This is a genomic window from Cryobacterium sp. PAMC25264 (genome assembly GCF_019443325.1).
Taxonomy (GTDB): domain Bacteria; phylum Actinomycetota; class Actinomycetes; order Actinomycetales; family Microbacteriaceae; genus Cryobacterium.
This window is the reverse complement of the sequence record NZ_CP080383.1, coordinates 912,577-937,922: the sequence shown is the minus strand read 5'-3', so window position 1 is coordinate 937,922 and position 25,346 is coordinate 912,577. Positions and strand designations below refer to the sequence as shown.

Sequence of the window (25,346 nt, the reverse complement as noted above, 5' to 3'; positions counted from 1 at the left end):
AGACCGGAATGACTGGTTGCGTTGTCACCTAACCGGGTGGGGTCCACCCCACCTAGGCCGGCTTCATACCGCTCCCAAAGGTGGACGTGGCGGAACTCACGACAGAACGATAGAACGATGAAAAGGTCAGGCGAAGGCGCGATTGTGTCTAACGGGAATGACAGCCCGCCAGCTATGACTGCCGACGACGTGATAACTCCCTTCTGCTTCCGCAGGATGGGGGGATTGTGCACGCTTGATCCTCGGCGCAAACGGAAAGTAGATATGAACAGTCCCTCGCCTTGAACAGACGACCTGATTTCGGGATTGTGGCAAAACGCCAGGTGGCGGCACCCGATAATTCGAGGTCCAGAGCGAACCACCATTGGGGACAGCTTCGGTGGGCGCATCACTCATTCACTGCGAAACAGCAAAACCCCAGGTGGCACGCTGCCGTCGCGGCAGCACCGTGCTCAGTCTTCATCTTTTGCGAACGCCCGGTCGAGGAGCGCGGCGGTGGCCGGGTTCACCAGCTCGCTGCGCTGGATGTAGTGCATGACCGTGACCCTGGTGTCGGTGTGTCCGAGTAGCTCGGCGGCGAGTTCGATGCTGGCGTTGTCGTTGACCGCGGTGGCGACGGTGCGGCGGAACATGTGCGGGGTCACCCCGTTGATGCCCGCGCCCTCGAGCACCTGCCGGAGTTGCCGACGCACGTTGGCCGTGGTCAGCGGGGTGCCGTCCCGGGACTGGAACAGTAGATCATCCGGGCCCATGCTCCCGACCTTGGCGAGCCGCCGGCGGACCGCGTCGGAGGTGAAGGTGGGGATGGCGACGACACGAGTGGACTTGGCGGTTTTGGGATGGTCCTGCCGGAAGGTCTGCTCCCCCTTGCGGCTGACGATGGTGCCGGCCAGGCGGATCGAGGGCACGGGGCTGGTGATGTCGACGTCCCGGCGCCGGATAGCCAGGACCTCACCGATCCGGGCCGAGGTGCCGAGCATCACCTCGATGATCGCGCCGAGCTGGCCGTCGGGCTTGGGACCCGACGTATGGTCGACGGCGCTCTCCCACTGCGCGATCGCCGCACGGATCACGTTCACTTCCGGCGCCATCAGCGCGGCAGGGACATGCGGCTCGCGGTGGAGGCGAGCGACGTGGTCCATCGGGTTCCGCGGCAGGACTTCGTGCCGCACCGCCAGCTCCAGGGCGAGCCGCAGCACCACCCGAGCCTGCTTGGCCCGATTGTAGGAGAGCTTGGCCAGCTGCTTGATGAACTTGTCGCACCGGGCCACGCCGATCTCCCGCAACGCGAGATGGTCGAAGGCGGGTGAGACGAGGGTGCGCATATTGCGCTCGTAGAGGTTCCGGGTAGTGCGGGAGATCCGGTCCTCTAGGTCGATGTCCTCCAACCAGTAGACCACCAGGTCTCTGAATAGGCTGTCCGGCGACAACCTCGTGTCGCCGGGTTGGAACAGGTCCCGGTCAGCGATCTTGGCCTTCAGCGCCCGTTCGGCGGCCTTGGCGGTGGCACCGGTGCCTTGCACCAGGCGTGCCTGGCCGTCCCAGTCGCGGTAGCGAGTGCGTGCCTCGTAGCGTCCGTTCGGCATCTGGCGGGTGCTGATGTCGCCGAAGGTGCCGATGGTCAACCTCTGCCGGGGCATCTCAGCTCACCGCCGATCGGTGCGCCTGGGCTCGCTGGTGGAGGGGTCTCGCTGTTGGGCGATCCAGGCCCGCACGTCGGAGATGGCGAACTTGAGGTGCTTGCCGAACCGGTACGCGGTGGGGCCTTTGCCGTGCACGCGCCAGTCGTAGACGGTGGAGATCGGGATGCCGAGGTAGGCGGCCAGCTCGTGGACGTCCATCAGAGGCTCCAGGCCCCAGTCGTCGGTGGCAGGTGAGGTGGGGTTCTCGTTGTGAATGCTCATACCCGGAAGGTGCGCACGAGGATCCTGGACGATCGGCAGGAACCGAAACCGACCTCAGCGCCTCGCACGACAGGGCCGGCTGAGCGGCGGAAATGGGCTGAAAGTGATGGGGTAGTGATGGGAACATCAAATCTCTTAACCAAAAAAGTCCCGGAAACCCTTGAGTTTCCGGGACATTTGGTGGGCTGTTTACGAAAGGCAGCACGGCGCGGATCGCGCCAGATCGCAAAACGTGTTTTCCTCCATAATTTCAGGATTTTCCTCCAGTTCCAAGAATCGTCTTGGGCGGAGGCTCGCAGGTACACTCCGACGTGACGGAAGTCCAGTCGACGCTGCGTGCTGGACACGCTGCGTCACGGCACTGTCGCGAAGCACGCCACCAGCACCACGGCGAGCTGCACCGTCAGACTTCTGCTGACGTTGGCCTCGCCGTTCCCGGTTTCACTCGCTTCGCAACGCGTCGGCGCTGCTGCTGCTGACTTAAGATGCGCTTTCCTGGTCTGGTTTGGGCGCTGCCGCGTCATCCGCAAAGTCTCGTCGGATTGCCGCTGCACTACGAATAAACAGGTTGATCCACGCCAGTACGAGGGTGCCCGCTACGAGTTCAACGGCGGTCAGGGTGTAATAGCCGACGCCGAAGAGTGCAAGGAGCACGGCGAGGATGCCGATGATCAGCCATCCGAGCATGACGAAAGGCGTCGGCATCGCGGGAATCCAACGCGGCAGCAGAGCGACTAATACCGCGAAAACGACGGCAATGCCGACCGCGAAGGCGGTATGCATCCAATAGAACGCGTGGGCTGGCAATGCCCCGACGAGCGCGAGCAAAATGCCGATGGCGACGAGGCTTATTCGCACACGGGCGATGCCGTGCTCGTGAGTGGTCGGGATTCCGAGTGGGGCACAGCGCCCAAGCGTGGTGAAGATGAGCCCGGCCACAATCAGCGTCAAATTGAACGCAGCGGCGGACGCGTCACCGGTGGCACCGAGTGCGCTGAAATCATCGTTCCACCATTGCGGATCGCTCGCCGCGAGCATGCTGGCGACAACCCCTTCGACAAAGAACAGGGCAAGCACCACAGCCATCAATGCCGGCGTCATACGTGTAGCGGATTGAAACACGACGTAGGCGGTGGTAGCGCCCATAGCCCCGGCCAAGATCACACCCGGTAGCCCGAAAATTACGGCGCCGATTAGAGCACGGTCGAGAATCTCGACCACCAGCGTCCATGTCAGTAGCGCAATCACAGAGTGAGCTGCGGTCAGCGCTGCGGCATCGAGCACGTTCAGCATGTGTCGTGCGCCGCGTGGACGTGGCATGAACCAGCGGCCCGCGGCGAACGCAAAGATTGCAACGAAGGCAGAGGCCATGGCGCCGTGCTGCCCGATCGATCCCTCCCCCGCGATCGACTCGGCACGTCAATGACTACGACTGCTCCGCCGCGGTCGGGGCGGTGTCACGCGTCGCGGCGTTTGAGATGCGGCGCGGCGACGGCGAGCAGTACGGTCACCCATGCGAGGAGCAGGAGTCCCGCCTGCCAGGGTTCGAGTACCCAGAGGCCTGCTGGCAGCGGCTCCATCGGCGCGCCGGGAGCGATGAGCTCCCACCGACCGGGGTGGCTGAAGAGGGCTTTTCCCAACTCCGTCGGAAGCAGTGCCTGGACGTTCTGAATCCAGATCTGCGACGAACTGAGCGTCAACAGTCCGAACGCGATCGGTGCCGCGAGCAGTAGTCCGAGCGCCACCGCGATGCCGCCGGCCGTGCTGCGGAGAATCGCGCCGATCGCGAAGGCGATGAGACCTGTCAGTACGAGGTAAAGCACGACTCCCAGCTGCGCGCGCCAGTAGAGCGGGTCGCCCAGGTCGATGTCGATGCCGGTACCGGACAGCACGGCCACCGAGAGGGGGATGGTGATCGCGACGGCGACGGCGCTCACCGCGAACGTCGCTACGGCGAAGACGAGCGCCTTGCCGAGCAAGGCGGGCAGGCGCTTGGGCACGGATGTCAGTGTTGTGCTGATCATTCCTGATCCGTATTCACCGGCCATGAAGAGCACGGCAAGAATGCTTACGATCAGGCCGGTGAAATCGGTGCTCACAGTGGTCGCGAACACTCCCAGAGCCTGCACGCCTTCGGGTTCGAGTTCCGCAGCGTTGTATCCGTGCGAGGACGACATTTGTGCGCCCAGACCGGCGGTGACCGCGACCAGCATCCCGTACAGCCACCACGTTGAGCGAACGCTGCGAAGCTTCACCCATTCCGACCACAGGATGCCGCCGAACCTAAGATCGTGACCCGAGGGCGTGAAGACCTTCGTGGCAGTGGAGCTCATCGGTTCTCCCCCGCACGTGTCTGTGTCGTCTGGTATTCGACTTCGCTACGGGTCAACGACATGTAGGCGTCTTCGAGCGAGCCGGCGATCGGGGTGAGCTCGTAAACAGCGATTCCCGAACCGGCGGCCAACTCTGCGATCCGCCGTGCGGAGATACCCGCCACCGACAGCAGGTCGGGCTCGGCGCTTGTCATGGCACCGCCCTCCGTCGTGAGGATCGCCGTGAGACGCACTGCCTCGGGAGAACGGACCCGCACGATGTCACCACCGGCCCTCGCGAGGATGTCGCCCACAGGGGCATCCGCGACGACCCTCCCACGCCCGAGAACGATGATGTGGTCGGCGGTTTGCGCCATCTCGCTCATCAGGTGTGAGGAGAGAAACACTGTGCGCCCCTCGGCGGCTAGACTGCGCAGGAATACACGCACCCAGGCGACTCCCTCGGGGTCGAGACCGTTCACCGGTTCGTCGAGGATAAGGGTGGCCGGGTTGCCGAGCAGCGCCACGGCGAGGCCGAGTCGCTGGCCCATGCCGAGTGAGAAGCCGCCCACGCGTTTGCGCGCTACCGATTCGAGCCCGGTCATGCCGATAACCTCGTCGACCCGTTTCGTGCCGATTCGGTGCGTCGCCGCGATGGCCAGCAGATGGTTTCGGGCAGTTCGGCCGGCGTGCACCGCCTTGGCGTCGAGCAACGCCCCGACTTGGTGCCGCGGGGCGCGGTGCTCGGCGTACGGCTTGCCGTTCACCGTCACCGACCCACTCGAGGGGCGGTCGAGACCCACGATCATCCGCATGGTCGTGGATTTGCCGGCGCCGTTCGGCCCGAGGAATCCAGTCACCAGGCCTGGGCGCGCGGTGAAGCTGATGGCGTCGACAGCAAGCTTGGCGCCATAACGCTTGGTCAGAGAGTGGGCTTCAATCAAAAGAGGAGCTCCATGTTCTTGTGCTTCAGAAACGGCAGGTCAAATGGCCTTCCGTCAGTTGCCGACCAACGCCGACGATGATCTCGAGTGAACTCCATGTGCCTAGAACACAGTCAAACCGACGAGTGGCGAGGACCGTCGCGACGCTGTACTGCTCTCCGCTGGCGTCGAACCTGTCTAACCGTCTGAGGTCGGGGTGTCGCTCTCAGCGGCCAGCTCGGTCGCGATGACGCTCGCGCGTGCGATGACGTCGAGCTGGGACTCGCTGAACAGTTCCACGGCGGTCTCGAGAAGTGTCTCCTGAGCAACCCGCGAACCCTTGGGAAGATGCGCCTTCGGGTCTAGCAGCCATCGATAGTCGATGAGGTTTTGAGCGAGCTGCGGGGCGAGCGCCTCGGCGAGCTCTTGCCGGGTGGCGTCATCAGCGTCGGGAGGCAGCGCATCGAATTCGACGCCGGCATCCTCCGCCTCCGCCTCGACCATCTTTTGCATGTCGGCCATCGCCGACTCGTCGTAGAGCTGCGACATCACGAGCATGAGGGCACGCTCCGAGCTGGACAACCGGCCGGCAAGGTGCTCGAATCCTGACGGCACATCGGTGGCTGTTGTGCCGTCCAGGATCGCCCGGATCTCGGCGCGAGCACGCGTAAGTCGCTTGATGCTCGCAGCCAGGTCAGCGTCAACCGCCAGCAGAGCCGTCGCCGGTGTCTCTCCGCCGAAATCCATCGACTCGATCTGCGCGAGGGGCACGTCAAGGTCGCGAAGCCGACGTATCTGCAGCAGCCTCACCAGATGGCGAGGCCCGTACTGCTTGTACCCATTGGATGTTCGTTCGGGCTGTTCGAGCATGCCCGCCTGGTGGTAATGACGCACCGTGTTCACCGTCGTGCCGGCGAGTTCCGCCACCTCGCGCGTGCTCCACGTCATCACAGACTCCGATCGTTCGCTGGCGGCCGGCAGCATCGGCTGCGCTCGTGATCACCATTGAAAACTATGTTCCCGCCACAGGGTCAAGGTTCCGCTGGGTTGTCGCGCTCGCTTGACCCTGTGGCAAGAACACGGTCTTTGCTAAAGCTATCTCACGCGTCGGCCGAACGGTCGGCCCGGATCGGGATCCCCAGAGAGGTTCAACATGGACACCTACGAGTGGCTTCGGAGCTTGATCGAGCAGGTTCCCGACATCCTCCAACCCGTGATCGTCGCCGTTGCCGGCGCGATCCCATATATCGAGGGCGAAGGTGCCACAGCCTTCGGCATCATCGCGGGCATCAACCCCGTGGTAGCCGCAATCGCAGGCGCGACCGGCAACATCCTGTGCGTGTTCGGCGTGGTCTTTTTGGGATCCCGGATCCGCGAAGGCGTCGTCACGCGGCGTGCGGCGAAGCCCGCATTAGTCGCTGCCGGCGGGCATGCGCTGCCCGCAGGCGAGCCTGAAACGCTCGACGCAAAGCCGAACGGACGCTCGAAGGGCCGGGCCCGCCTCCGTCGCTGGATGGTCCGGTTCGGAGTCCCCGGCGCCAGCATCCTCGCCCCTCTCGCCCTCCCCACGATGCTAACGGCCGCGTTTTTCGTCAGCACAGGCGTCTCGAAAGGCTGGGTCATGCTGTGGCAGATCGTCGCGATTGTGCTCTGGACGAGTGTCATCGCGATCGCAGCGTCCGGCATCCTCGGGCTCCTCGGCTTGTGAGCGACAAACCGGAACGGTGTTCCTCTCAATTCGGGAGGGACGCTGCCCGGCTCACCCCCACGCAGCGCAAACACTTGACCCTGTGCAGGGCACATACCTTCTCATTGAGAAATCATGAAACTCTCACACACCATCGCCGCGGCATCCGCGCTGGTCTTCGCCCTATCCGGCCTTCCGTCCGGGGCCACGCCACACACGACACCCCGCGACCCAGTGCGCGCAGCTCTCGCGCACACCATGGCCGTCGACGCGTGGCCCGCAGGCTTGGTCGCCGTTCGCGCCTCCAACGAGAAGGTTCGCACCTACGCTTCCGGGGTGATCGAGCTCGGCGAGCCCGACAAGGTGCGGGCCGATAGCCAGATCAGGATCGGGAGCAATACCAAATCCTTCACCGCCGCACTCGTGATGCAACTGGTCGGCGAGGGCGCAATTTCTCTCGACGCAGATGTCGAGACGTACCTTCCGGGAGTCGTCCGGCACCCCCAGGTCAGTGGACACGACATCACCGTCCGTCAGTTATTGCAGCACACGAGTGGGCTGCCCGACATGGACGGCGACATCAGCGACCACCTGCTGGAATGGCAGCATCGTTACATCTCACCTCGGGCTTCACTCGACCTCGCGCTCACGCATCCGGTCTCCAACGCGCCTGGGGCCAGCTTCGAATACAGCAATGCAAACTACATCCTGGCTGGGCTGATCATCGAGGCCGTCTCCGGCCGGCCACTGGCCGAAGAGATCGATACGCGCATCATCGTCCCCCTGGGGCTCAAGGACACGTATTTCCCGGACCAGGGCGAACAAGTCATCCGGGGCGATCATCCTCACAGCTACATTCCCCTTGGCGACTCCCCTGTCGACTTCACGGACTTCGATCCCTCCTGGGGATACGCAGCCGGCGCAATGGTGTCGACCACCGAGGACCTCACCACTTTCTATTCCGCACTCGCGACAGGAGACGTGGTGGCGGCTGCTCAGCTCGAAGAGATGCGAAAGACGATCCCGGCCGAATCGCTCTGGGAGGGTGCCGCCTATGGGTTAGGGCTCATCTCCTTTGAGCTTTCCTGCGGGGTGACTGCGTGGGGCCACGGCGGCGACGTGCCCGGCACCGTCAGCCGGGTGGCAGCGGCTGAGGACGGCCGCGCCGCCGCCATTGCGGTCACTCAGAACCCCACGTCGGTAGAAGCGGATGCCCGTCTCCGCGGCCTGATCGACACCGCCATCTGCTCGCTCTAGACCAGAATTCCGAACCTCAGTCGAAGTCAGGCGTGCAGGCAGTCGGTGACACTCGATCGGAAGGCAAGAGCCCATCATGAAAACCGGTCGCACCTCAGGCGAAGCCACGCTGATGATCTCTGGAGAGCGCACGCGCTCACGGTTCGCCAGAACGATGAGGTTTTGGCTGCCGCTCATCCCCCTCACCGCCGTCGCTGCCGTACTTCTGTGGCTCAATCGGAGCCCGTGGTGGGGTTGGGTGTTGGTGGGCGTCATGATTGTGGCCGCGGCCACCGCTGCCCGAAGATGGCTTCGCGGCCACGCTCTTCTTCAGGTGGGCGCGTGGCTGCTTACCGCGGTGATCGTTTTCACAACTGCCCTCTTTGCCTACCCGGCGCCGATGGTCCGCGAGGCCGGGGGCGCAGATCCGCTGCTCACCGACGTTGTTGCAACGCACGACGGCCCCGTTCGTGGTGTGACCAATGACGATCGTGCGGTGGAGATCTTCGCCGGGATCCCGTATGCCCAGCCTCCGGTGGGTGATCTGCGCTGGCTGGCTCCGGAGCCACTCACGGCGCGCACGGAGGTCTTCACCGCGGACCGCTTCTCATCCGCACCCGTCCAAGGCACGTCCCGGTTCCTCACCCGAGCGCTCTCGCAGGTCGTCGATATGCCGCTCGAGGACACGTTCCTCAACCCGTATCCAGTGAGTGAGGAGAGCCTGTCCCTCAATATCTGGCGTAGCTCGGCATCCGCCTCGGTGCCGCGACCAGTCCTTGTCTACATTCCTGGCGGGGGCTTCGCCACCGGATCCGGTGCGCTGCCTCTGTACGATGGCGAAGCTCTGGCCTCTCGGGGCGACGTGATCACCGTCACGATCGACTACCGGTTGGGAGTACTTGGGTTCTTCTCGCATCCGGATCTCGCCGCCGAGTCGGACTATGGCGCCTCAGGCAGCTATGGTCTTCTCGACCAAATCGCCGCCCTGCAGTGGATTCGAGACAACATCGCCGGCTTCGGAGGCGACCCGGACCGTGTGACCGTCGCAGGAGAGTCCGCAGGCGGCGAGAGCGTGTGCATTCTGGGAGCGACACCACTTGCGGAAGGTTTGGTCGACGGCATCATCGGCGGCAGCGGCGCGTGCCTGGGCACCACTGGCGACACAGAAGCCGGCGACCAGTTCGATACACGTGAGGCGGCGGAGGAGGCAGGGCGGCGCGTCAGCACGGCACTTGGCAACGCATCCCTACAGGACATGCGCGACATGTCCGTCGAGCAAATCCTGGATGCATCGGACTCACTTGCCGGTCACTGGCGGCCTTCCGTCGACGGGTACGTACTCGAAAAGGCGGCCGCGGAGATCTACGCCTCGGGAGAGCAGCTGGATGTTCCCACTCTCGTGGGAAGCAACGCAGACGAAGCGTCGCTGGCCCTCGCAAGCCCGCCACAGATCAGCGTGTCCGAATATCAGGCGTCCGTCCAACAGACCTACGGCAACAACTCGGAGCGCTTCCTCGGGCTCTACCCGGGCGAAACCGAGCAGCAGGTCCTCGATTCGTCTCTGAGAGCCCAGACAGACAGCGTCATGACACGTGCGATGCTCCTCTGGGCACAACTACAAACCGATACCGGCACGGAAGACGCGTACCTCTACTACTTCTCCCACGTACCTCCGGACACGGGACTCGAGAAGTTCGGCGCGTACCACGGCGCCGAGGTTGCCTACGCGTATGACAACCTTGGTGCCGTTGACAACAGCGTGTACCAGGAGGCCGACTACAGGCTCCGCGATCAGATGAGCGGGTACTGGCTCAATTTCGTGCGCACGGGCAACCCGAACGGAACCGGCCTGCCCGCGTGGCCGACGGTTGCGCACGGCTCCGACGACGTCATGGAATTCGGGCCAGACGGTAGCGTTGTGTCCCCGCGACCGCGGCGTGCAGCGATCGACTTCTGGCTCCAACACAACGGACCGATCCGCTAGGACCAGGCTCTGCGGGCCACCGGTTACCGCGCTGGGTGATCCCGGTACGGATACCTCTGCACTTGACCCGGTGCCGTCCACATAGTGTCTGCTCGTTCTATGCCACGGAATACTCTTTGCCCACCAGTAGGTCTAGTCCGAAATCGCCTCCGTGCGCTCGCCGTAATTGTGCCGGTGGTGCTGCTGGTGAGCGCGTGTGTTCCCTCGCCTCAGCCGCAGCAAGCACAGGTATCGCTCGCGAGCTTTTACAATCAAGAGCTCACTCTCGAGCCCTGCGAGACGCCCGTCCTCACTGGCGATGTCCTCGTTCCGGGTGAGTGCGGGCACGTCGATGTTCCTATCGACTACGAGAACCCAGACGTGGGCACCGCGCAAATCGCTGTCTTCCGCATCCCCGCGACAGGCACGGAGCCGATCGGATCGCTCTTCATCAATCCTGGGGGTCCCGGACTACCCGGGGTCGGGTACGCGGCTGATGTGGCGCACGCGTGGGTGAACAGTCCCGTCACCGAGCAATTCGATCTCGTCGGGTTTGATCCGCGCGGAACCGGCACCAGCACCCCGGCGATCGACTGCTACACCGATGGAGAGCGTGACGATGACGCGTTGGCCGCGAGTCTGTTGTCTCTGCCGGATTCGCGCCCTCTTGTCGACGCCTGCGCCGACAGCGTCGGCGGCGTCGACGTCTTAGCGCACCTGGGAACGAGGGATGCGGCCCAGGACTTGGATGTTCTGCGGGAAGTGTTCGGCGACGACAGTCTCAGTTATGTCGGGGTGAGCTACGGCACCAGGTTGGGTGCCGTGTACGCAGAAATGTTCCCGGAGAACGTGCGAGCCCTGGTACTCGACGGTGCGATGGACCCGCATACGGGAACTCTTGAGCGCAACGTCGTGCAATGGGAGGGACTGCAGCGCGGCTTTGAGTCACTCGCGGCATTCTGCGCGACACAGGGCGACTGCCCGCTCGGCGCACACACTGACACCGCGACACAGACATACCAGCAGCTCGTGCGTCCCCTCCTCGAGACACCGCTCCCAGCCGGCGAAGGTCGTGAGCTGAGCTACACGGCAGCCAACGACGGCGTTGTCATGGGGCTGTACAGTGCCGACTTGTGGCCGCTCGTCATCGCGGGCCTCACCGAACTTGCTGCGGGCCGCGGTGACACCCTTCTGTGGCTCAGAGACCTCTACCACGAACGGTCCTCCGACGGCAGCTATGCCAATTCCGCGGAGGCGACGGTGGCCATCGACTGCCTGGACGAGGACCGCTTCAGCCCGGCGGGCCAGGCTGAGCTCGTCAGCGCCGCACTGGCCGCCGCCCCTTTCCTCGACCCGGGGACGCCTGTGAAGGTCGCGCCTGCCCTGTGTGAGGGGTGGCCGGTTGAGCCGACGCTGGGTTTCCCTTACGCAACCGATATCAAGGGTCTGCCTCCAACATTGACAGTGTCCGTGACCGGTGACCCGGTCACTCCGCATCAGGGTGGCATCAGCCTCGCCGAAACACTGGGTGGAAGCCTGCTGACCGTTGAGGGAGCGCAGCACGGGTCAGTGATCTCGGGAAACGAATGTATCGACTCCGTCGTCGTCGCATACCTTGTCGATCTCACGCCCCCTCCGGCTGACGCAACGTGTCGGCTATGACCCGAGCGTCCTGGATCAGTCCACCAGGAAGACGACCCGGTTCGTCGACCGCGCAGCGCCGTCGGCGACCCATGGTCCGAGGGCTGTCCATGACCTCCGGTCGAGGTCACCGATCGTGTGTCGACCGGCGTGGACTTCGGCTGCCAGATACTCCATTTCGGGCCCAAGCCCGTTGTGGCTACCGAGGAAGAACGTCGAAATCGTTCTGTCGAAGTTTGTCGGGCCGGCGACAAACGCGCCGAACGGGAAGTGCTCGTCGTGACCGGCGGCATGTCCCAGCGCAATGACCGTACCTCCCGGCGCGAGCAAGGAATACGCGGCGACGAGATGCGGTCCGCCCACGACGTCCACTGCCGCGAAGACCGGCACCGATACGGTGTCCATCGTCGCGTGCACCTCTGCCGCTCCGAGCTGCTTGATTCGGTCGTGAGCCGCCTGGTCCCGCGCGATCGCGACGACGTGCGCCCCGGATCTGGCCGCCAGCTGAACGGCGGCCGCTCCCACGGCGCTGTTGGCACCCACCACGAGCAGACGCCGCCCGAGCAGCGATCCAAGCCCCCGAAGCGCCCGAAGAGCGCTGGTGACCGGGACCGGAATCGTGCTCATCAGCGCCGGGTCTGCACCGTTCGGTGTCACGGCGATCGTCGCTGTCGGAACACTCCGCATCTGAGCCCAGCCGCCGTGGCTCCCAAGGAAGATCACGGACTGGCCTTCCTCGGGCCCGCTCCCGTTCGGAGCGCTACGGAGCACGGTCCCGGCACCGTCCCAGCCTGGGACTGATCCGGGTTCCGCGGTGGCGAGCGCCGCGAGATCTCCCGGGTTCGGAGCAAATACCTTTACCTGGATGAGAGCTTCATCTTCACGTTGGGGCGGATCGGGCAGTTCGCGAAACGAAAGTCCTGCGTGGCTTGACTGGTCTGCTATCCATGCGCGCATTGAGTGGGCCTCTTCCTGTGGGTCGGTCTTAAGGTGCTCGGAGCTTGGTCACGCGTCACGCCTGCGCAGCCTGAGGATTCCGTCGACGAGCAAGACCAAGATGCCGACCCCTCCTGCAGGCAGGCCAAGCAGGATGAGCCCGCCGGCCCCGATGTTCGCGTCGGTGGCGAAAGGGTCGGTGATGGCCCACGCACCGGCGACCATGAGGAAGCCGACGGCGAGAAGAATCGTTCCCGTCATTCTGAGCATGTCGTCTCGTTTCTATTGGGTGGTCGTTCAGGACGGCCTGATCGGCTCATCGGTTGCAGGCTCGAGGTAGAACCGCGCCCAGGACACCAGGCCGTTCGAATCGGTGCGCCAGATTACGGGGCCTACGATTCCTGCCGAAGTGCCGTCGGCCGCGGTGCCGTCCATCTCCCATTCCGACCAGACTTCGTCGCCATTGATCGCGCGACGAAGAACTCGCGCCGTCAGATTGGGGAATCGGCCGAGTATCGCGGTCCAATTACGCAGCACGGTTGCGCGACCCTCGAAATTCCGAGACGGGTGATGAGGGGTTTCGGAAACATAGCCGGCAGAGAAGCACGCGGCGATGCTGTTGGCGTCATGGGAGTTGATCGCTGTCTCGAGCGTGGTGATGGCATCTAGGTGTGTCATTTTTCGCCAGCTTTCGTTGAGGTGATTTCGTTGCTATTCGCAATTTTCAAGCAGCGCGGTCTGAATCGCCGTTGGGCGTGAAGACTCCGGTTCGGGCAGGAGCCATCGGGTCGGTGAAGTTGGGATGCTCCGATCCCGTGGCGCACGGGAGCCAGCTTTGCCGCCGATGGGTCACAGCCATCCGCGATCGCGGGCTGCCCTGGCTGCGTCGTGTCGCGTTGAGGTCGCGGTCTTCTGGGTGGCGTAGGAGAGGTAATTTCGAACAGTGCCAGGCGCGAGGTGCAATCGCCTGGCGATGTCTCTGACCGAGTACCCCTCGCGCGTCTCCCGTAGGACATCGGCCTCGCGTTCGGTCAAAGGTGAGTCGTCGACGACCGAGGCCTCCAGCACGTCGTGCGCGATCCAGCGCTGACCCTCGTTCACCTTGCGGATGGCCTCGGCGATCTCCTCCGGATCAGCGCCCTTACTCATGAACCCAAGCACGCCAAGCTTGAGCGCTCGCCGGAGGACACCCTGTCGCGCGTGCCGGGTGAGCATCAGCACGCGTTGCTCGGGACGTGTCGACATGATCGAGGCGACGGCCTCCAGGCCGTCCATCTCAGGCATCTCGAGATCAATGACAAGTACATCCGGGTGATGCTGAAGCGTTGCGGTCACGGACTCCTCGCCGTTGCCCGCCTGCGCCACGACGTCGATGGTGCCGTCGAGCGTGAGGAGCGCCGAAAGGGCCACCCGCAGTAGCAGCTCGTCATCGGCCAGGACGATCCTGATGGCATCCGCCTCGCTCATCTCTTGGCCCCGGTCTCACTGGTTCCGATGTCGGGATCGATCCGAGCGGATACGACGAAGCTATCCGCCGATCGTTCGACCCGCAGGTCGCCGCCCGCGCTCTCCACGCGATCCCGCAGGTGCGCAAGCCCTCTCAGCGGGGAGTCGACGGCATCGACTGCGCCGTCGTTGGCGACTTCCAAGGACCTCCGCGATGCGGTTATCCTCACGATGGTCGGACGCGCATGGCGAAGCAGATTCGTGGTGGCCTCCCGGAGCACCTGTGCCAACAAGGGATGCGCGGAGCTCTCGCCGGCGTCGTCGAATCTCACCTGAACGGCCACACCCGCAGCCTCGACGAGCCGCTTGGCGTTCTCGAGTTCCGCCACCAGATTCAGCTCATAGCGCGCATAGGTCAGCGCTCTCGTCTCCACGATCGTCTCGTCGACAAGACGGCGGATCTCGGAGAACTCCAGCTCAGCCCGGTCGGGATCGGTGTGAGCCACGCGTCGGCCGAGTGCCGCTTTGAGCTTGATGACATGCAGCGAATGACCCTGGATATCGTGGAGGTCACCGGTGAAGCGCATCCGCTCGCGCGCGACTGCGAGCTCAGCCTCTGTTTCCTGCGCGCGTTCAAGCCGCCGCACGACCTGCCAGGCCTGCTCACTGAGCAATATGACCGCCACGACAAAGAGCGCGCCGAAAGTCGGGACCGCGAGGTAGGCCGCCGCGAGCGCCCACGTGGCGGGGTGGAAGACGAAGGAGCTCGCCCCGATCGTCGCGACCGCGAGCGCGAAAACCGCGATCCATAATCGCCGTCTTCGTGCTCGTGCTAGAAGAAGCGCGCCGATGAGCGCCATCGGCACGAAACCGATCGGGCTCGAGGCCGTCAGCGCCCCAATGATCCACGAGGCCGTAGTGAACATAAACGCAAGGATCGCCAGACGCGGGTACCCCTCCAGGCTCCACTTGCGCAGCAGAGCGAGGGTGACCAGGAACCCGAGAACGACCATCAATCCCTCGGACCACGAGGTCGACGTGAGCACGATACCGATGATGCTCGGCGGCGCAATGGCGGCGACAGCCGTGACCATCGCCACGCGACGCATTCGCGTGATGATTGGAGCTTCGCCGCTTGCGTTGTGGTCGATGGCTAGCTCCGGTTCTCGGCGTCCTGCCGCTTGATCTCGCGGCCGACGGGGGGTTTCGCGAGCATTGCCGCGACGCCGAGCCCAAGTCCTATGTACTGTAACGCCCCGTTCCCGAGGAATATGTCCACGATGCTTGCCGGAAGGGTCATGAAGAGACCGAAGTCGAAGTAGTAGTAGCCGACATAGGCCAGGAAGACCGTTGCGCCGAGAACAATGAGTGCGTTCAGCGCCAAATCGAGGATTTTCATGAACTCAACGATCGCGTCAGCGAAGTGCCGACGGTAGTGACGCAGTGTCACATCATCTGATGACGTCTGACCACTGCACGCGGGCTGACTGCTGGAGTGTGATGGGACACATGACATCACTACCGATCTCCACAGAACTCACTTCACGTCCGCCGCTCTGGCGGCGCCCTCTGAAGATCATCCGCGAGAACAAGCGTGCATATCTCATCATCAACCTGGCCACGTACGGCTTGGCCATCATCGGGTTCCTGATCGGACTCGCCTTTCCCGCGCTCAGTGTGGCGAAGGTCACGGGCTTGCAGGAAAACGGTACCGAGGCGATGGTGGTTTGGCTGATCAATATCCCACCGCTGTTCGCCCTGGTGATCCTCGCCGTGAACGTCTTCCAACTGAGCCTGCTGACCATCGTGCTGCCGTCGCTTGTCGTGCCCTTCGCCGGGCTCGCGTTCTTCGGATATTGGGCGGTCCAGACGGGCATAACACTTGCGCCGGGCACGCCAGAAGGATGGGTATCGCTCATTCCCCATTCCCTCACCTTCGTCATCGAACTCCAGGCCTACGTGATCGTGGCGCTCGGCACGTACCGCCTCGGGAGTAGTTGGCTGTTCCCCCGCAGTGTCGGAGCGCCGAATCGGCGCAGAGGCTACCTTCAGGGCCTGAAGCAGCTCGGTCTTCTGGCGCTGCCCGCCATCGCCTTGCTCATCATCGGCGCGGTGTGGGAGGCGTATTCACTTCGGTACTTCGTCTACCCGCTCCAGCAGCTCCTGCTGTAGCTGTCGGGTGCCGTCCATCCACGAGGGTCACAACCATGTTCCCGCCAGAGGGGTCAGATCGCTCCTGACAGGCCGGTGAGGAGCAGATCGGCAGCGGTATGAAGCGCGGCGGGCGGCACACCATCGAGCAGTTGCGTGGAGACACCCAACACAAAGGAGTGCACCATGATCGCCGATATCCCAGGATCGAGATCGGCACGGACTGCGCCGGTATCGACACCTCGACGGATGCACGCCTCAATGCCTGAACGGTCCTCCGCGCGGCGTGCGGCGACAGTTTTCCGGGCCGCGACGTCATCGTCTCCGCCCGCACCGACGGTGGCCGACAACGCGACGAGACAACCTCCCGGATACGCGGGGTCCGACTGCATCGCTACCGTCCCGTGAAGCATCTGGCCGAGCGCATCGAGCGGGTCGAGTGTTAGGTCGCCAACGAGTTCACTTACCCTTCCCGGACCGGCGATATAGTGCTCGATCGCACGCTCGAACAGGCCCTCCTTAGACCCGAAGGCGCCGTAGAGGCTCGCTGCCGAGAGACCGGTCTGCGCACGAAGTTCCGTGATCGACGACGCTTCATAACCGTGTCGCCAGAACACCCGCATTGCGGCGTCGAGCACCTCGTGTTCTACGAAGGTCCTCGGTCGTCCCTTTTGTGCCATCTCAGCCCTTTCGGATCGTTCGTTCCAGTTTGACACATGACGACTTGTCGATCAATATAGGAACGTTCATTCCGTAAACCGAGGAGAGATGCCAGTGTCCGTTTCACTACCCAGAACCACCGCGTCGATAGAGTCGGACCCCAAGAATCGACTGCCCGTTCTTGCTCTCGTCCTGATGGCCCTCTCGGGATTCATCATCATCATGACGGAAACGCTTCCCGCCGGGCTACTCCCCCAGCTCGCCGCCGAGTTCGAGGTCAGTGACGGCACCGCCGGGCAGCTCATCACCGCTTATGCACTCGGTACCGTCATCGCGGCCATCCCCACGATCGCGATGACGCGGGGCGTATCCCGCAAGCCGCTGCTTGTCATCGGGCTGCTCGGCTTCTTGCTCGCGAACACCCTCACAGCGATCGCGCCCACTCTCGTGGCAGCGCTTGGTGTGCGCTTCATCGCCGGGGCGTTCTCCGGACTGATCTGGGGCATGCTGGCGGGGTACGCGCGTCGCATCGTCGCCCCCGAACATGCCGGCCGCGCCCTCGCGATCGCCATGGCCGGCACCCCGCTCGCGCTTTCCATCGGAACGCCACTCGGCGCTTGGCTCGGTTCGATGGTCGGCTGGCGATGGTCCTTCGTCGGCGTCTCCGCACTCACCGTGGTCGTCGTTCTCTTGGTGCTCGCATTCGTGCCGAACGCGCCAGGACAACGATCAGACACTCGGCTCGGCCTCGGCCGTGTCCTCTTGATCCCGGGAGTGGCCGTGGTGCTCGGTGTGGTGTTCGCCTGGATGCTCGCCCACAACCTGCTGTACACGTACATCGCACCGTACCTCGACGGCGTGGGGGTCGACCTCCGCCCTGACGCCGCCCTCTTCGCCTTCGGAATCGCCGCTTTGGTAGGTATCTGGATCACGGGCGCCCTCATCGACCGTTCACTTCGACGCCTCGCCCTCGCGAGTACGGCGACTTTCGTCATCGCCGGTGCACTGTTGCTCATTTTCCCGGCGTCGCTCCCAGTGACGATCCTCGCTATTGCCCTCTGGGGCGTGGCATTCGGTGGCGCCGCGACGCAGCTTCAGACGGCGATCGGCGATGCGGCTGGCGAGAGCGTGGACATTGCGAACGCGATGCTCACAACAGCCTTCAACCTGGCCATCTTCGGCGGAGGAGCGATCGGTGCGCTCCTCGTGGACGACAGCGGACCGGCAGCGCTCCCCGTCGCCATGATTGGGCTGTCCGCGCTTGCCGCCCTGATCGTCGCCGTCGGCCGAACGCACGCCTTCCCGTCCCGCTAGAAGGCCACCCAACTGGCACAGAGTCAATCCGGAGTGTCCATTAAGCGACATGCTGTTGCTAAAACGAGCACTGTAAAGCTACGCTTGACAAATGCAAAACAACTTGACACACGCAATGCAAGAGCTCAAGCGGCACACAGACGCTTTCCTCGCGGCTCGCGTTCTAACAGACAGCGACGATTTTGCCGGCGCGATCGGGTACTCGCTCAGAATTCAGGTGGCGGCAGAAGACATCGTTCGTGCCGTCGTGCAACAGTCGCGTGAGCGCGGCGCTACCTGGCAGGCAATCGGCGACGCTCTCGGCGTGAGCCGGCAAGCAGCATTTCAGCGCTACGGAAAACCGATTGACCCACGAACAGGAGAACTCATGAACACCACACCCCTCAACGACGCCGCCGAATTGGCCCGATCGGTCGTCCAAGACCTTGCGGCCGGTCGATGGAAGCTCGTCACCGAGCGATTCGACCCGGCCATGCGCGACGGCCTGTCGGAGGATGCCCTGGCGGCGGCGTGGTCGCAGATCGTGGGCCTGTCCGGAGGGTTCGAAGGCCAGGGCGAACCGGTTGTGTCGCGAGCCAGCGATGTGACGGTCACCAACACGCCACTGTCCATGGAGGCGGGCGATTACACGGCGCGGATCGCATTCCGGGACGACCGGACCATTGCTGGTCTGCACATCCTCCCGGAGCAGACGACATGAGCGACCATGCCTCCGGAGGAGCTTCCCCGATCGACCCCCCAGCACGTTCTCGGTTGAGTCGCCGCGACATCCGCTCAATTGCCATTTTCCTGTCGATCGCTTTCGTGCTCGCGTGGCTTATCGCGCTCCCGCTCTGGTTCGGCGACGGACTCGACAGCCCGACAGCCACGATCGGGATCATCGCGGTCGCGACCATGGCCTCTCCCGCGATCGCGGCGCTGATCATGGTGTTCTTCGTCGACCGGGATCGACAAAAAGCAAGAGTGCTCGGGCTCTGGCCACTGAAGCCCGTGCGCCGGCTGGTCAAATACTCCCTCCTGGGAATCTTCGTGCCCATCGCGCTGGTTCTCGTCTCGTTACCTATTGGTGCGCTGCTGGGGGTGTATCCGGCCGACTTCGTGAACTTCTCGGGATTTGAGCAGGACCTCGCCGAACGGGCACAAGCTGCGGGTACGGGCGAGTTGACGATGGATCTCGGCACGCTTGTTGCTATCCAGCTGCTCATGCTCCCCGTGGCGGCGTTCCTCAACCTCATTCCGGCACTCGGAGAAGAACTCGGCTGGCGAGGCTGGCTTCTCCCCAAGCTCATGCCGCTCGGAACGGTCGCGGCGATCGTGATCTCGGGCGTCGTCTGGGGGCTCTGGCACGCACCGATGATCCTCCTCGGATACAACTATCCCGACGCGCCGGGCTGGCTCGGCCTCACCATGATGGTCGGCATGTGCATCCTGATTGGTGCGGTCTTCGGCTGGCTGCGGCTGCGCTCCAATTCGGTGTGGCCCGCGGCGCTTGCCCACGCAGCGTTCAACGGGGCTGCCGGCACCATCCTGATCTTTTCCATGGCGGGCGAGCACATCGATACTACGCAGGCGACCGTGTTGGGATGGAGCGGGTGGATCGTCCCGCTCGCTCTTGTCATCGTCCTCGTCGCCACTGGTCAGTTCCGCCGCCCGGCGACCGCGCAGACCGCGGTCGAAGCAGAGCCGGCATCGATCGACGAGGCAGTCTGGGCTCGCGCCGGAGGGAACCGGACGTGAGCGGCAACCGACTGACCATTGCCGACGACCAGCTGGTGGTCGAGCCTCGGGGCCTGGACAGGCTGTGGTCGTTCACCCGCCGTATTGAGATTCCGCTGACACAGGTGAGAGGGGCTTTTTTCGACCCGACCGTAATTGATGATCCCCCAGGCATCCGTTTCCCCGGCCTGCACCTTCCACGCAAAGTGGCGGGCACCTTCTACACGAACGGCAAGCGACAGTTCTGGAATACCGTCGGGTTGGAAAAAGCCATCGTCGTCGAACTGGACGCTGCCCAACGCTTCGACCGGCTCGTCCTCACCGTCGACAATCCCCTCGGACAGGTGGACATGATCAACGCCGCCTGCCGGTCGAGCTGAGGCGTTCCGCTCACCGCGTTCACCGCCCCGTCGGCGTCGCTGCGACGGGCCCAGCCGAAAGAATGGAACCGCACACATGACAAACGCATTTGATCTGACGTGGACGCTGGACGGCATCACGATGGAGGGCACGTTTGTGTGCCCCGCCGGTGATGGGCCGTTCACGGCAGTAGTCCTTGTCGCCGGCAGCGGGCCGACCGACCGCGATTGGTGTTCGCCACTGGTGCCCGGCAACAATGGAAGCGGCCGACTCCTCGCGGAGGCGTTCGCTGATGCAGGCATCGCCTCTCTTCGCTACGACAAGCGGGCGTCCGGCACACACGCGATGGAGAACGCCGAGAAGCTCATCGGGAGGATGAGTATGCAGTCGCATTTGAACGAGCTGGTCGCGGCCATCGCGACGCTCTCCCAGCAGGCCTGCGTGGATACCTCGAGGATCTTCGGGCTCGGTCATAGCGAAGGAACCCTTCACGTGCTCCATTACGCGACAACTCCCCGAGACATCCCCTTAGCCGGGATCGTTCTGGCTGGGCCACCCGGCCGCCCGATACAGGAAGTGCTGCTGTCGCAGCTAGCGCTCCAGGCCGCCCAGAATCCCGGCAACCCCGACCTCATGACCCAGGTGAAGAAGGCCGCCGCTCGCTACGCGGCCGGGCAACAGATGAACCCTGACTCGAGCTTGCCGGACAGTATAAAGATGGTGCTTGCCGGGTTCGAGGCGCCGGCTAATCTCCCGTTCGCCCGCGAGCTGTGGATCGAGTCCGCAAGTGATTCGCTGGCGAAGGTGCAGATTCCCGTCCTGGTACTGATCGGTGCGAAAGACCTTCAGGTAGACATGCACGCCGACGGCACGCCTCTCCAAGAAGCCACTGCTGGAATGACCCACATAACCTTCTCTTTTCCGGCCAACGCGAATCACGTGTTCAAAGAAGATCTGCGCACTCTCGCTGAAATCGCCGCGGCGCCAGGCAGCGGATTCAACGAGCCGGGCACACGTCTCGACCCCGAAAGCCTTGAGACGATCCTCACCGGGCTGTCGCACGCTGGTGCGTGAACCCGGATTCGTCGACTTCATTGGCGCCGACGCAGGGATGAGTCGTCCGGTTCACAACTCCTAGGAGACTGCTGATTTAGATGGCTGCGGTGGGCCCGGCGAGTCGGGGGCCCGTTTTTTGAGTCGGGTGTGGTCGTGTTTGGGCTGCTTGCGGGATCGATTCGGTGTCGCGAGTCTGGCCAGTAGAAGGTGGTCGTCGGGGTCGGTGTGAGGGCTGGGGTGTCTGCCCTGCCTGGGGTCTTCAGCCAAGTGCCCAAACCCCGTTCTGGCTGGTGAGGCCAAGGCTCAGGAGTCGTTTCAGGTTGATCGCGGCGGCGCGGTTGTTCCACCAGGCGTGGTTCTTCACGACGCCGCGGTAAGGGACTCGTCTCGCGCCGCGAGTCATCCATGCGATCGAGCGTTCAACCATCGGCCGGTGCTGCCGGTAGACGGCTTGAAAGTCAGGGTCCAGCGCGCGTGCGCGGTGCTCGCGTTGGATCTGCTGCTGCGGATGCAAAACCATTTTGCGACCGTCGACGGCGCTCGTGCACTGGGCTCGGAGCGGGCAGCTCGCGCAAACGGCGCCAAATGTGACATTACGTTTCACGGTGATCGGTCGGGTGTTCCCCGCAGGACACGTCACCGTGCGCTTAGCTTCGTCGATGCTGAAGTCATCGATTGTGAATCCGCCCGGAACCGCCCGACTCAACGGCATCGGTTTGATGATCGGAACATGCCCGGCCGCGGTGACCTCGGCGAGGAGGTCCCCGCTGCCGTAGGCAGAATCACCGAGGACCTCGACCGTGTCCGAGCCGATGCTCGTGTCAGCGGCCACCAGGGCCGCGCCGCGGGCCGCGTCACTGTTCTTGGGCCCGGACGCTTTCGTCAACACGGCCGCGGTCACCAGACCCGTATCGGGCTCGATCGCGATGTGGGCTTTGAAACCGTCTTGCTTCTTCTCCCGGCTCTTGTGCGCGTGGCGGGCGTCCGGGTCAACGGTCGAGATCACCCGGTCCGGCGCGACCTTCCGCGCGATCCGCCACCGCCCATCCGAGCCATCGGACCCCTCAGCCGGCTCGACGTCCTGGCCCGCGACGAGGGCGAGCAACGCGACCGTCTCCTGCTGCGAGTCGGTCAATGACGTCGTGTCGATTGCCGCAAGCAACGCCAGGGCGTCGGTCACGAGGCGGGAAACGAGTTCGTCCCTGGCCGCCTTGTCGTCCCAGGCGATGTCGGGCTTGCCGGGCTTCTCGTAGTCATGGCCGGGCAGGCCGGCCACGATCATGTCGGCGCCGGGGATCTCCCGACCGACCCGGCGGATCTGCGCGACCAACTGCGTCACCGTGTCCTGGCGGGCGACCGCGTCATCCAAAATCGTGGAGTCCAACGCCCGCCGCTTCCGACCCGACAACGCCCCAGAACCGGCAATAACCTCGGCGACGGCGTCGAAAATTCGGTGCGGGCGGGTGCTTGCCGCGAGGCGGCGTCGCCAATACGTCAACACCGTCGGGTGGAACGATGTTTCCGTCAACCCGAACCCGCAGGCCGCTTTCCACCGCAGATCAAACGTGACGGCTTCCGCGGTTTCCCGGTCCGATAACGAGTGCAGGGTCTGCAGCACCATCACCGATGCGATCACGTCCGCGGGCGTCGAGGGCCGGCCACGACCCGACGGAAACAGGTCCGCGAACGCGTCATCCGGGAACAACTCGTGCCGGTGCTCAGCGAGAAAAGCGAACACCGACCCCGCCGGCAACATGTGCCCAGCGAACACACCGACATCCAACAACTGACGCTGACCATCATCACGACCCTGCATGAATCAAGTCTTAAACACCTCCGCCGAAACCAACAAAGGCGCGCCTTAAACGCCCCGATAAATCAGCAGTCTCCTAGGGGATGCAGGCGACGAAATGGAGACGCGATCTGTGATGTCTCCCTTGATCTGGTGGGTCTGGATTTTTGTGTAGGAGGGGTGATGTGTTCCGCCGGCGGCGAGATTCTTGGCTTGACCTTGTTGTAACCACATGGTGTGCACTCGTGAGAGACGAGACGCGCGCTGCCCGGTGCGCGCTCACAATTTCTTTCAGGAGACAGCTATGACCAGCCCGCTTCGCCCCGCCCTTGCCGACCGACCTTTCGGGGTCCACTTCCGTCTCCCCCGGTGGAAGTCGCTAGTCGTTCTCATCGCCGTGCCTCTGTTGTTGCTCGTGGTGCAGGTCCTAGTTTTCCAAGCTGTCGCAATGATTGAAGGTCCTGCGGATCCGTTGAAGCCTCGACTGACGCCGTTGACATTACTTGCGTCAGGAGTCAGCACTGCTATCACGGCGCTCATCGCAACGGTGCTCGTAGCCTGGTTGGCAAAGATTTCGTGGCGGAGCGTTTTCAGCCACAACCGCAAGTTTGATTGGCGGCGTCTCGGACTCTATTTCGCCCTTTCAGCGGTGCCGGTCGGACTCAGTGGGATCGCCACTGCCCTCATCGCTCCCGAGTCGACGGGTTGGGTCAGCTTCGAGGTTGGAGCCACCACGATTGTCGTCATTCTCGTGACCTTGGTGGCCACGCCCCTGCAGGCCGCCGGCGAGGAAGTCGCGTTCAGAGGGGCAGTCGTTCCGGCGGCCGGGTCGTGGTTTCGCGGTGTACGCCCCGCGATCCTCCTGGGCATCGTCCTGTCGGGAGCATTGTTCGCCCTCGTCCATGTGTCATTCGACCCGTGGTTTGTCAGCTACATGTTCGTTTTCACGGCGTGCACGGTGGCAATGGGCATGATCAGCGGCGGGCTCGAAGCTGCGATGGCCTTCCACGTCTCAAACAACATCGTCGTGAGCATCATCAATACCCTGTTCTCGGGCAACGAAGCGACCGTAGTCGACCGCGGCGCCGGCTCCGGCCCTGGAGCGTCACTAGTGATCCTGATGGTGATGAACGTCGCAGCGGTAGGCATGGTTTGGCTGATCGAGCGCAAGAAGCGCAACGCAACCGGTCCGAAGGTGCTGGTGTCCGCCGGCTAAGTTCCCCCCACCCTCGGCCTTACACCTATCAGGTCAACACCGCACAAGACACAAGATCAAGAAGGCAGTCATGGCTACCCAGAACAAACGATGGACGACGATCGTCCTCGGCTCGCTACTGATGGTCGCATCCTCCGGGTGCACCGCGGCCGCGCTGAACACGCCAGCAGGCACGCCCTCGCGGGACGCCACAGAACCGGCGGATTCAGCACTGCAGACCGCACTAGACGAACTCGAGAACCAGTACGACGCTCGGATCGGGCTCAGCGTGATCGATACCGCTGACGGCTCGACCCTCGACTACCAAGGCGACAGCCGCTTTGGCTACGCATCCACTCTCAAAACGCTGGCTGCAGCAGCCCTGCTCGACCAGACCACGACTGAAGAGCTGGACCGTGTCATCACCTGGTCTGAGGCGGATGTCCTCGAGGCCGGCTACTCCCCCGTCACCAGCGAACACCTCGACACCGGCCTGCCACTCGGTGATGTCGCCATGGCCGCCATACGCGCGAGTGACAACACCGCCATGAACCTCATGCTCAAGCAATTCGGAGGCCCGGCCGGCCTCGACAAGATCATCGAAGGGTACGGCGACACCGTGACTGACGTGGTCGACAACGAGCCTGGTCTGAACACGGTCACCACCGAGAACACTGCCAACACGTCGACTCCACGAGCCTTCACGAAGACCTTGGAGCGAATTGTCTCGGGCGAGATTCTGGATGACGCCGACCGTTCCACCCTCATCGACTGGATGACAGGGAATGCGACCGGGGATACCCTGATTCGTGCCGGGGCGCCGGAAGGTTGGGAAGTCGCCGATAAATCGGGAGGCTCCGGAGCGATCCGCAACGATGTGGCCGTCGTGATCCCCCCGGACGGAATTCCGTTGATTATCACGGTCTTCACGACCCGAAACGACCCCGACGTGGCATACGATGACGCGCTCGTCGCGGAGACGGCGAGACTGGCGCTCGCGACGATGGCAGCAGCCCGCGAGAACCGGTAACCGGCATGAATCGCTAGTTGCTCG

At 63.7% G+C, this 25,346-nt stretch carries 26 protein-coding genes; 12 read left to right on the top strand and 14 right to left on the bottom strand.

Translation table 11 applies throughout. The features are described from left to right. Positions 1-452: 452 nt before the first annotated feature. The 6 genes from KY500_RS04265 to KY500_RS04240 all read right to left on the bottom strand — a co-directional run bounded on the left by KY500_RS04265 (position 453) and on the right by KY500_RS04240 (position 6,087). Complete coding sequence (locus KY500_RS04265) at positions 453-1,640, bottom strand: tyrosine-type recombinase/integrase (RefSeq protein WP_219902470.1); 1,188 nt, start codon at positions 1,638-1,640, stop codon at positions 453-455. A gap of 6 nt (positions 1,641-1,646) precedes the next feature. Next, positions 1,647-1,904 (bottom strand): AlpA family transcriptional regulator, encoded by a 258-nt coding sequence (locus tag KY500_RS04260; protein ID WP_255579783.1) that lies wholly within the window; start codon positions 1,902-1,904, stop codon positions 1,647-1,649. A gap of 480 nt (positions 1,905-2,384) precedes the next feature. Next, positions 2,385-3,275 carry a hypothetical protein gene (locus KY500_RS04255; RefSeq protein ID WP_219902469.1) on the bottom strand — a complete coding sequence of 297 codons (891 nt, stop codon included), beginning with the start codon at positions 3,273-3,275 and terminating at the stop codon, positions 2,385-2,387. An 86-nt stretch (positions 3,276-3,361) separates the two neighbouring features. Continuing rightward, positions 3,362-4,237, bottom strand: a complete 876-nt coding sequence (locus tag KY500_RS04250; RefSeq protein ID WP_219902468.1) for an ABC transporter permease subunit — start codon at positions 4,235-4,237, stop codon at positions 3,362-3,364. After that, positions 4,234-5,160 (bottom strand): ABC transporter ATP-binding protein, encoded by a 927-nt coding sequence (locus tag KY500_RS04245; protein WP_219902467.1) that lies wholly within the window; start codon positions 5,158-5,160, stop codon positions 4,234-4,236. The genes KY500_RS04250 and KY500_RS04245 overlap by 4 nt, the downstream gene beginning before the upstream one ends. A gap of 177 nt (positions 5,161-5,337) precedes the next feature. Then, positions 5,338-6,087 carry a MerR family transcriptional regulator gene (locus KY500_RS04240; protein WP_219902466.1) on the bottom strand — a complete coding sequence of 250 codons (750 nt, stop codon included), beginning with the start codon at positions 6,085-6,087 and terminating at the stop codon, positions 5,338-5,340. Between the two features lie 205 nt (positions 6,088-6,292). Between KY500_RS04240 and KY500_RS04235 the strand changes: the two genes are divergently transcribed. The 4 genes from KY500_RS04235 to KY500_RS04220 all read left to right on the top strand — a co-directional run bounded on the left by KY500_RS04235 (position 6,293) and on the right by KY500_RS04220 (position 11,687). Next, positions 6,293-6,847 (top strand): small multidrug efflux protein, encoded by a 555-nt coding sequence (locus KY500_RS04235; RefSeq protein WP_219902465.1) that lies wholly within the window; start codon positions 6,293-6,295, stop codon positions 6,845-6,847. A gap of 114 nt (positions 6,848-6,961) precedes the next feature. Beyond that, complete coding sequence (locus tag KY500_RS04230; RefSeq protein ID WP_255579782.1) at positions 6,962-8,083, top strand: serine hydrolase; 1,122 nt, start codon at positions 6,962-6,964, stop codon at positions 8,081-8,083. A gap of 76 nt (positions 8,084-8,159) precedes the next feature. After that, on the top strand, positions 8,160-10,046 hold the full coding sequence (locus KY500_RS04225) for a carboxylesterase family protein (RefSeq protein ID WP_255579781.1): 1,887 nt from the start codon (positions 8,160-8,162) through the stop codon (positions 10,044-10,046). Positions 10,047-10,223: 177 nt separating this feature from the next. Next, positions 10,224-11,687 (top strand): alpha/beta hydrolase, encoded by a 1,464-nt coding sequence (locus KY500_RS04220; RefSeq protein ID WP_219902463.1) that lies wholly within the window; start codon positions 10,224-10,226, stop codon positions 11,685-11,687. A 15-nt stretch (positions 11,688-11,702) separates the two neighbouring features. On the opposite strand, the gene KY500_RS04215 is transcribed toward KY500_RS04220, so the two are convergent. The 6 genes from KY500_RS04215 to KY500_RS04190 form a co-directional block, all read right to left on the bottom strand. After that, positions 11,703-12,623, bottom strand: a complete 921-nt coding sequence (locus KY500_RS04215; RefSeq protein ID WP_219902462.1) for a zinc-binding dehydrogenase — start codon at positions 12,621-12,623, stop codon at positions 11,703-11,705. A 48-nt stretch (positions 12,624-12,671) separates the two neighbouring features. Continuing rightward, positions 12,672-12,872: a hypothetical protein gene (locus tag KY500_RS04210; RefSeq protein ID WP_219902461.1), complete on the bottom strand. Its 201-nt coding sequence runs from the start codon at positions 12,870-12,872 to the stop codon at positions 12,672-12,674. Between the two features lie 27 nt (positions 12,873-12,899). After that, a complete protein-coding gene (locus KY500_RS04205) occupies positions 12,900-13,280 on the bottom strand; it encodes a nuclear transport factor 2 family protein (RefSeq protein ID WP_219902460.1) in 381 nt (126 codons plus the stop codon). 171 nt (positions 13,281-13,451) lie between these two features. Continuing rightward, entirely contained in the window at positions 13,452-14,069 is a 618-nt protein-coding gene (locus KY500_RS04200) for a DNA-binding response regulator (protein ID WP_219902459.1), read from the bottom strand. Continuing rightward, positions 14,066-15,142, bottom strand: coding sequence for a sensor histidine kinase (locus tag KY500_RS04195; RefSeq protein ID WP_255579916.1), 1,077 nt, complete (start codon positions 15,140-15,142; stop codon positions 14,066-14,068). Before KY500_RS04195 ends, KY500_RS04200 begins: the two co-directional genes overlap by 4 nt. Before the next feature lie 59 nt (positions 15,143-15,201). Further along, on the bottom strand, positions 15,202-15,447 hold the full coding sequence (locus KY500_RS04190) for a hypothetical protein (protein ID WP_219902457.1): 246 nt from the start codon (positions 15,445-15,447) through the stop codon (positions 15,202-15,204). A 110-nt stretch (positions 15,448-15,557) separates the two neighbouring features. On the opposite strand from KY500_RS04190, the gene KY500_RS04185 reads away from it, so the two are divergent. Then, positions 15,558-16,220, top strand: coding sequence for a hypothetical protein (locus tag KY500_RS04185; RefSeq protein ID WP_219902456.1), 663 nt, complete (start codon positions 15,558-15,560; stop codon positions 16,218-16,220). Positions 16,221-16,273: 53 nt separating this feature from the next. Here the strand turns inward: KY500_RS04185 and KY500_RS04180 are convergent, their stop codons facing one another. Continuing rightward, positions 16,274-16,837 (bottom strand): TetR/AcrR family transcriptional regulator, encoded by a 564-nt coding sequence (locus KY500_RS04180; protein WP_255579780.1) that lies wholly within the window; start codon positions 16,835-16,837, stop codon positions 16,274-16,276. 217 nt (positions 16,838-17,054) lie between these two features. Between KY500_RS04180 and KY500_RS04175 the strand changes: the two genes are divergently transcribed. From KY500_RS04175 to KY500_RS04155, 5 genes are all read left to right on the top strand, one after another. Continuing rightward, positions 17,055-18,173: an MFS transporter gene (locus KY500_RS04175; protein WP_219902455.1), complete on the top strand. Its 1,119-nt coding sequence runs from the start codon at positions 17,055-17,057 to the stop codon at positions 18,171-18,173. 91 nt (positions 18,174-18,264) lie between these two features. Then, a complete protein-coding gene (locus KY500_RS04170; protein ID WP_219902454.1) occupies positions 18,265-18,873 on the top strand; it encodes a DUF3887 domain-containing protein in 609 nt (202 codons plus the stop codon). Further along, positions 18,870-19,910 carry a CPBP family intramembrane glutamic endopeptidase gene (locus KY500_RS04165; protein WP_219902453.1) on the top strand — a complete coding sequence of 347 codons (1,041 nt, stop codon included), beginning with the start codon at positions 18,870-18,872 and terminating at the stop codon, positions 19,908-19,910. Before KY500_RS04170 ends, KY500_RS04165 begins: the two co-directional genes overlap by 4 nt. Further along, positions 19,907-20,269 carry a hypothetical protein gene (locus KY500_RS04160; RefSeq protein ID WP_219902452.1) on the top strand — a complete coding sequence of 121 codons (363 nt, stop codon included), beginning with the start codon at positions 19,907-19,909 and terminating at the stop codon, positions 20,267-20,269. The genes KY500_RS04165 and KY500_RS04160 overlap by 4 nt, the downstream gene beginning before the upstream one ends. Before the next feature lie 76 nt (positions 20,270-20,345). Beyond that, the gene (locus tag KY500_RS04155) at positions 20,346-21,323 is read left to right on the top strand and encodes a S9 family peptidase (RefSeq protein ID WP_219902451.1); all 978 of its coding nucleotides are present in this window, start codon (positions 20,346-20,348) and stop codon (positions 21,321-21,323) included. 241 nt (positions 21,324-21,564) lie between these two features. On the opposite strand, the gene KY500_RS04150 is transcribed toward KY500_RS04155, so the two are convergent. Further along, positions 21,565-23,121: an IS1182 family transposase gene (locus tag KY500_RS04150; RefSeq protein WP_219900421.1), complete on the bottom strand. Its 1,557-nt coding sequence runs from the start codon at positions 23,119-23,121 to the stop codon at positions 21,565-21,567. 280 nt (positions 23,122-23,401) lie between these two features. Between KY500_RS04150 and KY500_RS04145 the strand changes: the two genes are divergently transcribed. Both KY500_RS04145 and bla read left to right on the top strand, forming a co-directional pair. After that, on the top strand, positions 23,402-24,313 hold the full coding sequence (locus tag KY500_RS04145) for a CPBP family intramembrane glutamic endopeptidase (protein WP_219902450.1): 912 nt from the start codon (positions 23,402-23,404) through the stop codon (positions 24,311-24,313). A 70-nt stretch (positions 24,314-24,383) separates the two neighbouring features. Then, positions 24,384-25,322, top strand: a complete 939-nt coding sequence (gene bla, locus KY500_RS04140; RefSeq protein WP_219902449.1) for a class A beta-lactamase — start codon at positions 24,384-24,386, stop codon at positions 25,320-25,322. The last annotated feature ends 24 nt before the right edge of the window (positions 25,323-25,346 follow it).

What these genes read in the sequence shown, in the direction of transcription:
- KY500_RS04265 (WP_219902470.1), bottom strand. Translation starts at nt 1,640, where the DNA reads ATGCCCCGGCAGAGGTTGACCATCGGCACCTTCGGCGACATCAGCACC.
- KY500_RS04260 (WP_255579783.1), bottom strand. Translation starts at nt 1,904, where the DNA reads ATGAGCATTCACAACGAGAACCCCACCTCACCTGCCACCGACGACTGG.
- KY500_RS04255 (WP_219902469.1), bottom strand. Translation starts at nt 3,275, where the DNA reads ATGGCCTCTGCCTTCGTTGCAATCTTTGCGTTCGCCGCGGGCCGCTGG.
- KY500_RS04250 (WP_219902468.1), bottom strand. Translation starts at nt 4,237, where the DNA reads ATGAGCTCCACTGCCACGAAGGTCTTCACGCCCTCGGGTCACGATCTT.
- KY500_RS04240 (WP_219902466.1), bottom strand. Translation starts at nt 6,087, where the DNA reads ATGACGTGGAGCACGCGCGAGGTGGCGGAACTCGCCGGCACGACGGTG.
- KY500_RS04235 (WP_219902465.1), top strand. Translation starts at nt 6,293, where the DNA reads ATGGACACCTACGAGTGGCTTCGGAGCTTGATCGAGCAGGTTCCCGAC.
- KY500_RS04230 (WP_255579782.1), top strand. Translation starts at nt 6,962, where the DNA reads ATGAAACTCTCACACACCATCGCCGCGGCATCCGCGCTGGTCTTCGCC.
- KY500_RS04225 (WP_255579781.1), top strand. Translation starts at nt 8,160, where the DNA reads ATGAAAACCGGTCGCACCTCAGGCGAAGCCACGCTGATGATCTCTGGA.
- KY500_RS04215 (WP_219902462.1), bottom strand. Translation starts at nt 12,623, where the DNA reads ATGCGCGCATGGATAGCAGACCAGTCAAGCCACGCAGGACTTTCGTTT.
- KY500_RS04210 (WP_219902461.1), bottom strand. Translation starts at nt 12,872, where the DNA reads ATGCTCAGAATGACGGGAACGATTCTTCTCGCCGTCGGCTTCCTCATG.
- KY500_RS04205 (WP_219902460.1), bottom strand. Translation starts at nt 13,280, where the DNA reads ATGACACACCTAGATGCCATCACCACGCTCGAGACAGCGATCAACTCC.
- KY500_RS04200 (WP_219902459.1), bottom strand. Translation starts at nt 14,069, where the DNA reads ATGAGCGAGGCGGATGCCATCAGGATCGTCCTGGCCGATGACGAGCTG.
- KY500_RS04195 (WP_255579916.1), bottom strand. Translation starts at nt 15,142, where the DNA reads ATGGTCACGGCTGTCGCCGCCATTGCGCCGCCGAGCATCATCGGTATC.
- KY500_RS04190 (WP_219902457.1), bottom strand. Translation starts at nt 15,447, where the DNA reads ATGAAAATCCTCGATTTGGCGCTGAACGCACTCATTGTTCTCGGCGCA.
- KY500_RS04185 (WP_219902456.1), top strand. Translation starts at nt 15,558, where the DNA reads ATGACATCACTACCGATCTCCACAGAACTCACTTCACGTCCGCCGCTC.
- KY500_RS04175 (WP_219902455.1), top strand. Translation starts at nt 17,055, where the DNA reads ATGGCCCTCTCGGGATTCATCATCATCATGACGGAAACGCTTCCCGCC.
- KY500_RS04170 (WP_219902454.1), top strand. Translation starts at nt 18,265, where the DNA reads ATGCAAAACAACTTGACACACGCAATGCAAGAGCTCAAGCGGCACACA.
- KY500_RS04165 (WP_219902453.1), top strand. Translation starts at nt 18,870, where the DNA reads ATGAGCGACCATGCCTCCGGAGGAGCTTCCCCGATCGACCCCCCAGCA.
- KY500_RS04155 (WP_219902451.1), top strand. Translation starts at nt 20,346, where the DNA reads ATGACAAACGCATTTGATCTGACGTGGACGCTGGACGGCATCACGATG.
- KY500_RS04150 (WP_219900421.1), bottom strand. Translation starts at nt 23,121, where the DNA reads ATGCAGGGTCGTGATGATGGTCAGCGTCAGTTGTTGGATGTCGGTGTG.
- KY500_RS04145 (WP_219902450.1), top strand. Translation starts at nt 23,402, where the DNA reads ATGACCAGCCCGCTTCGCCCCGCCCTTGCCGACCGACCTTTCGGGGTC.
- bla (WP_219902449.1), top strand. Translation starts at nt 24,384, where the DNA reads ATGGCTACCCAGAACAAACGATGGACGACGATCGTCCTCGGCTCGCTA.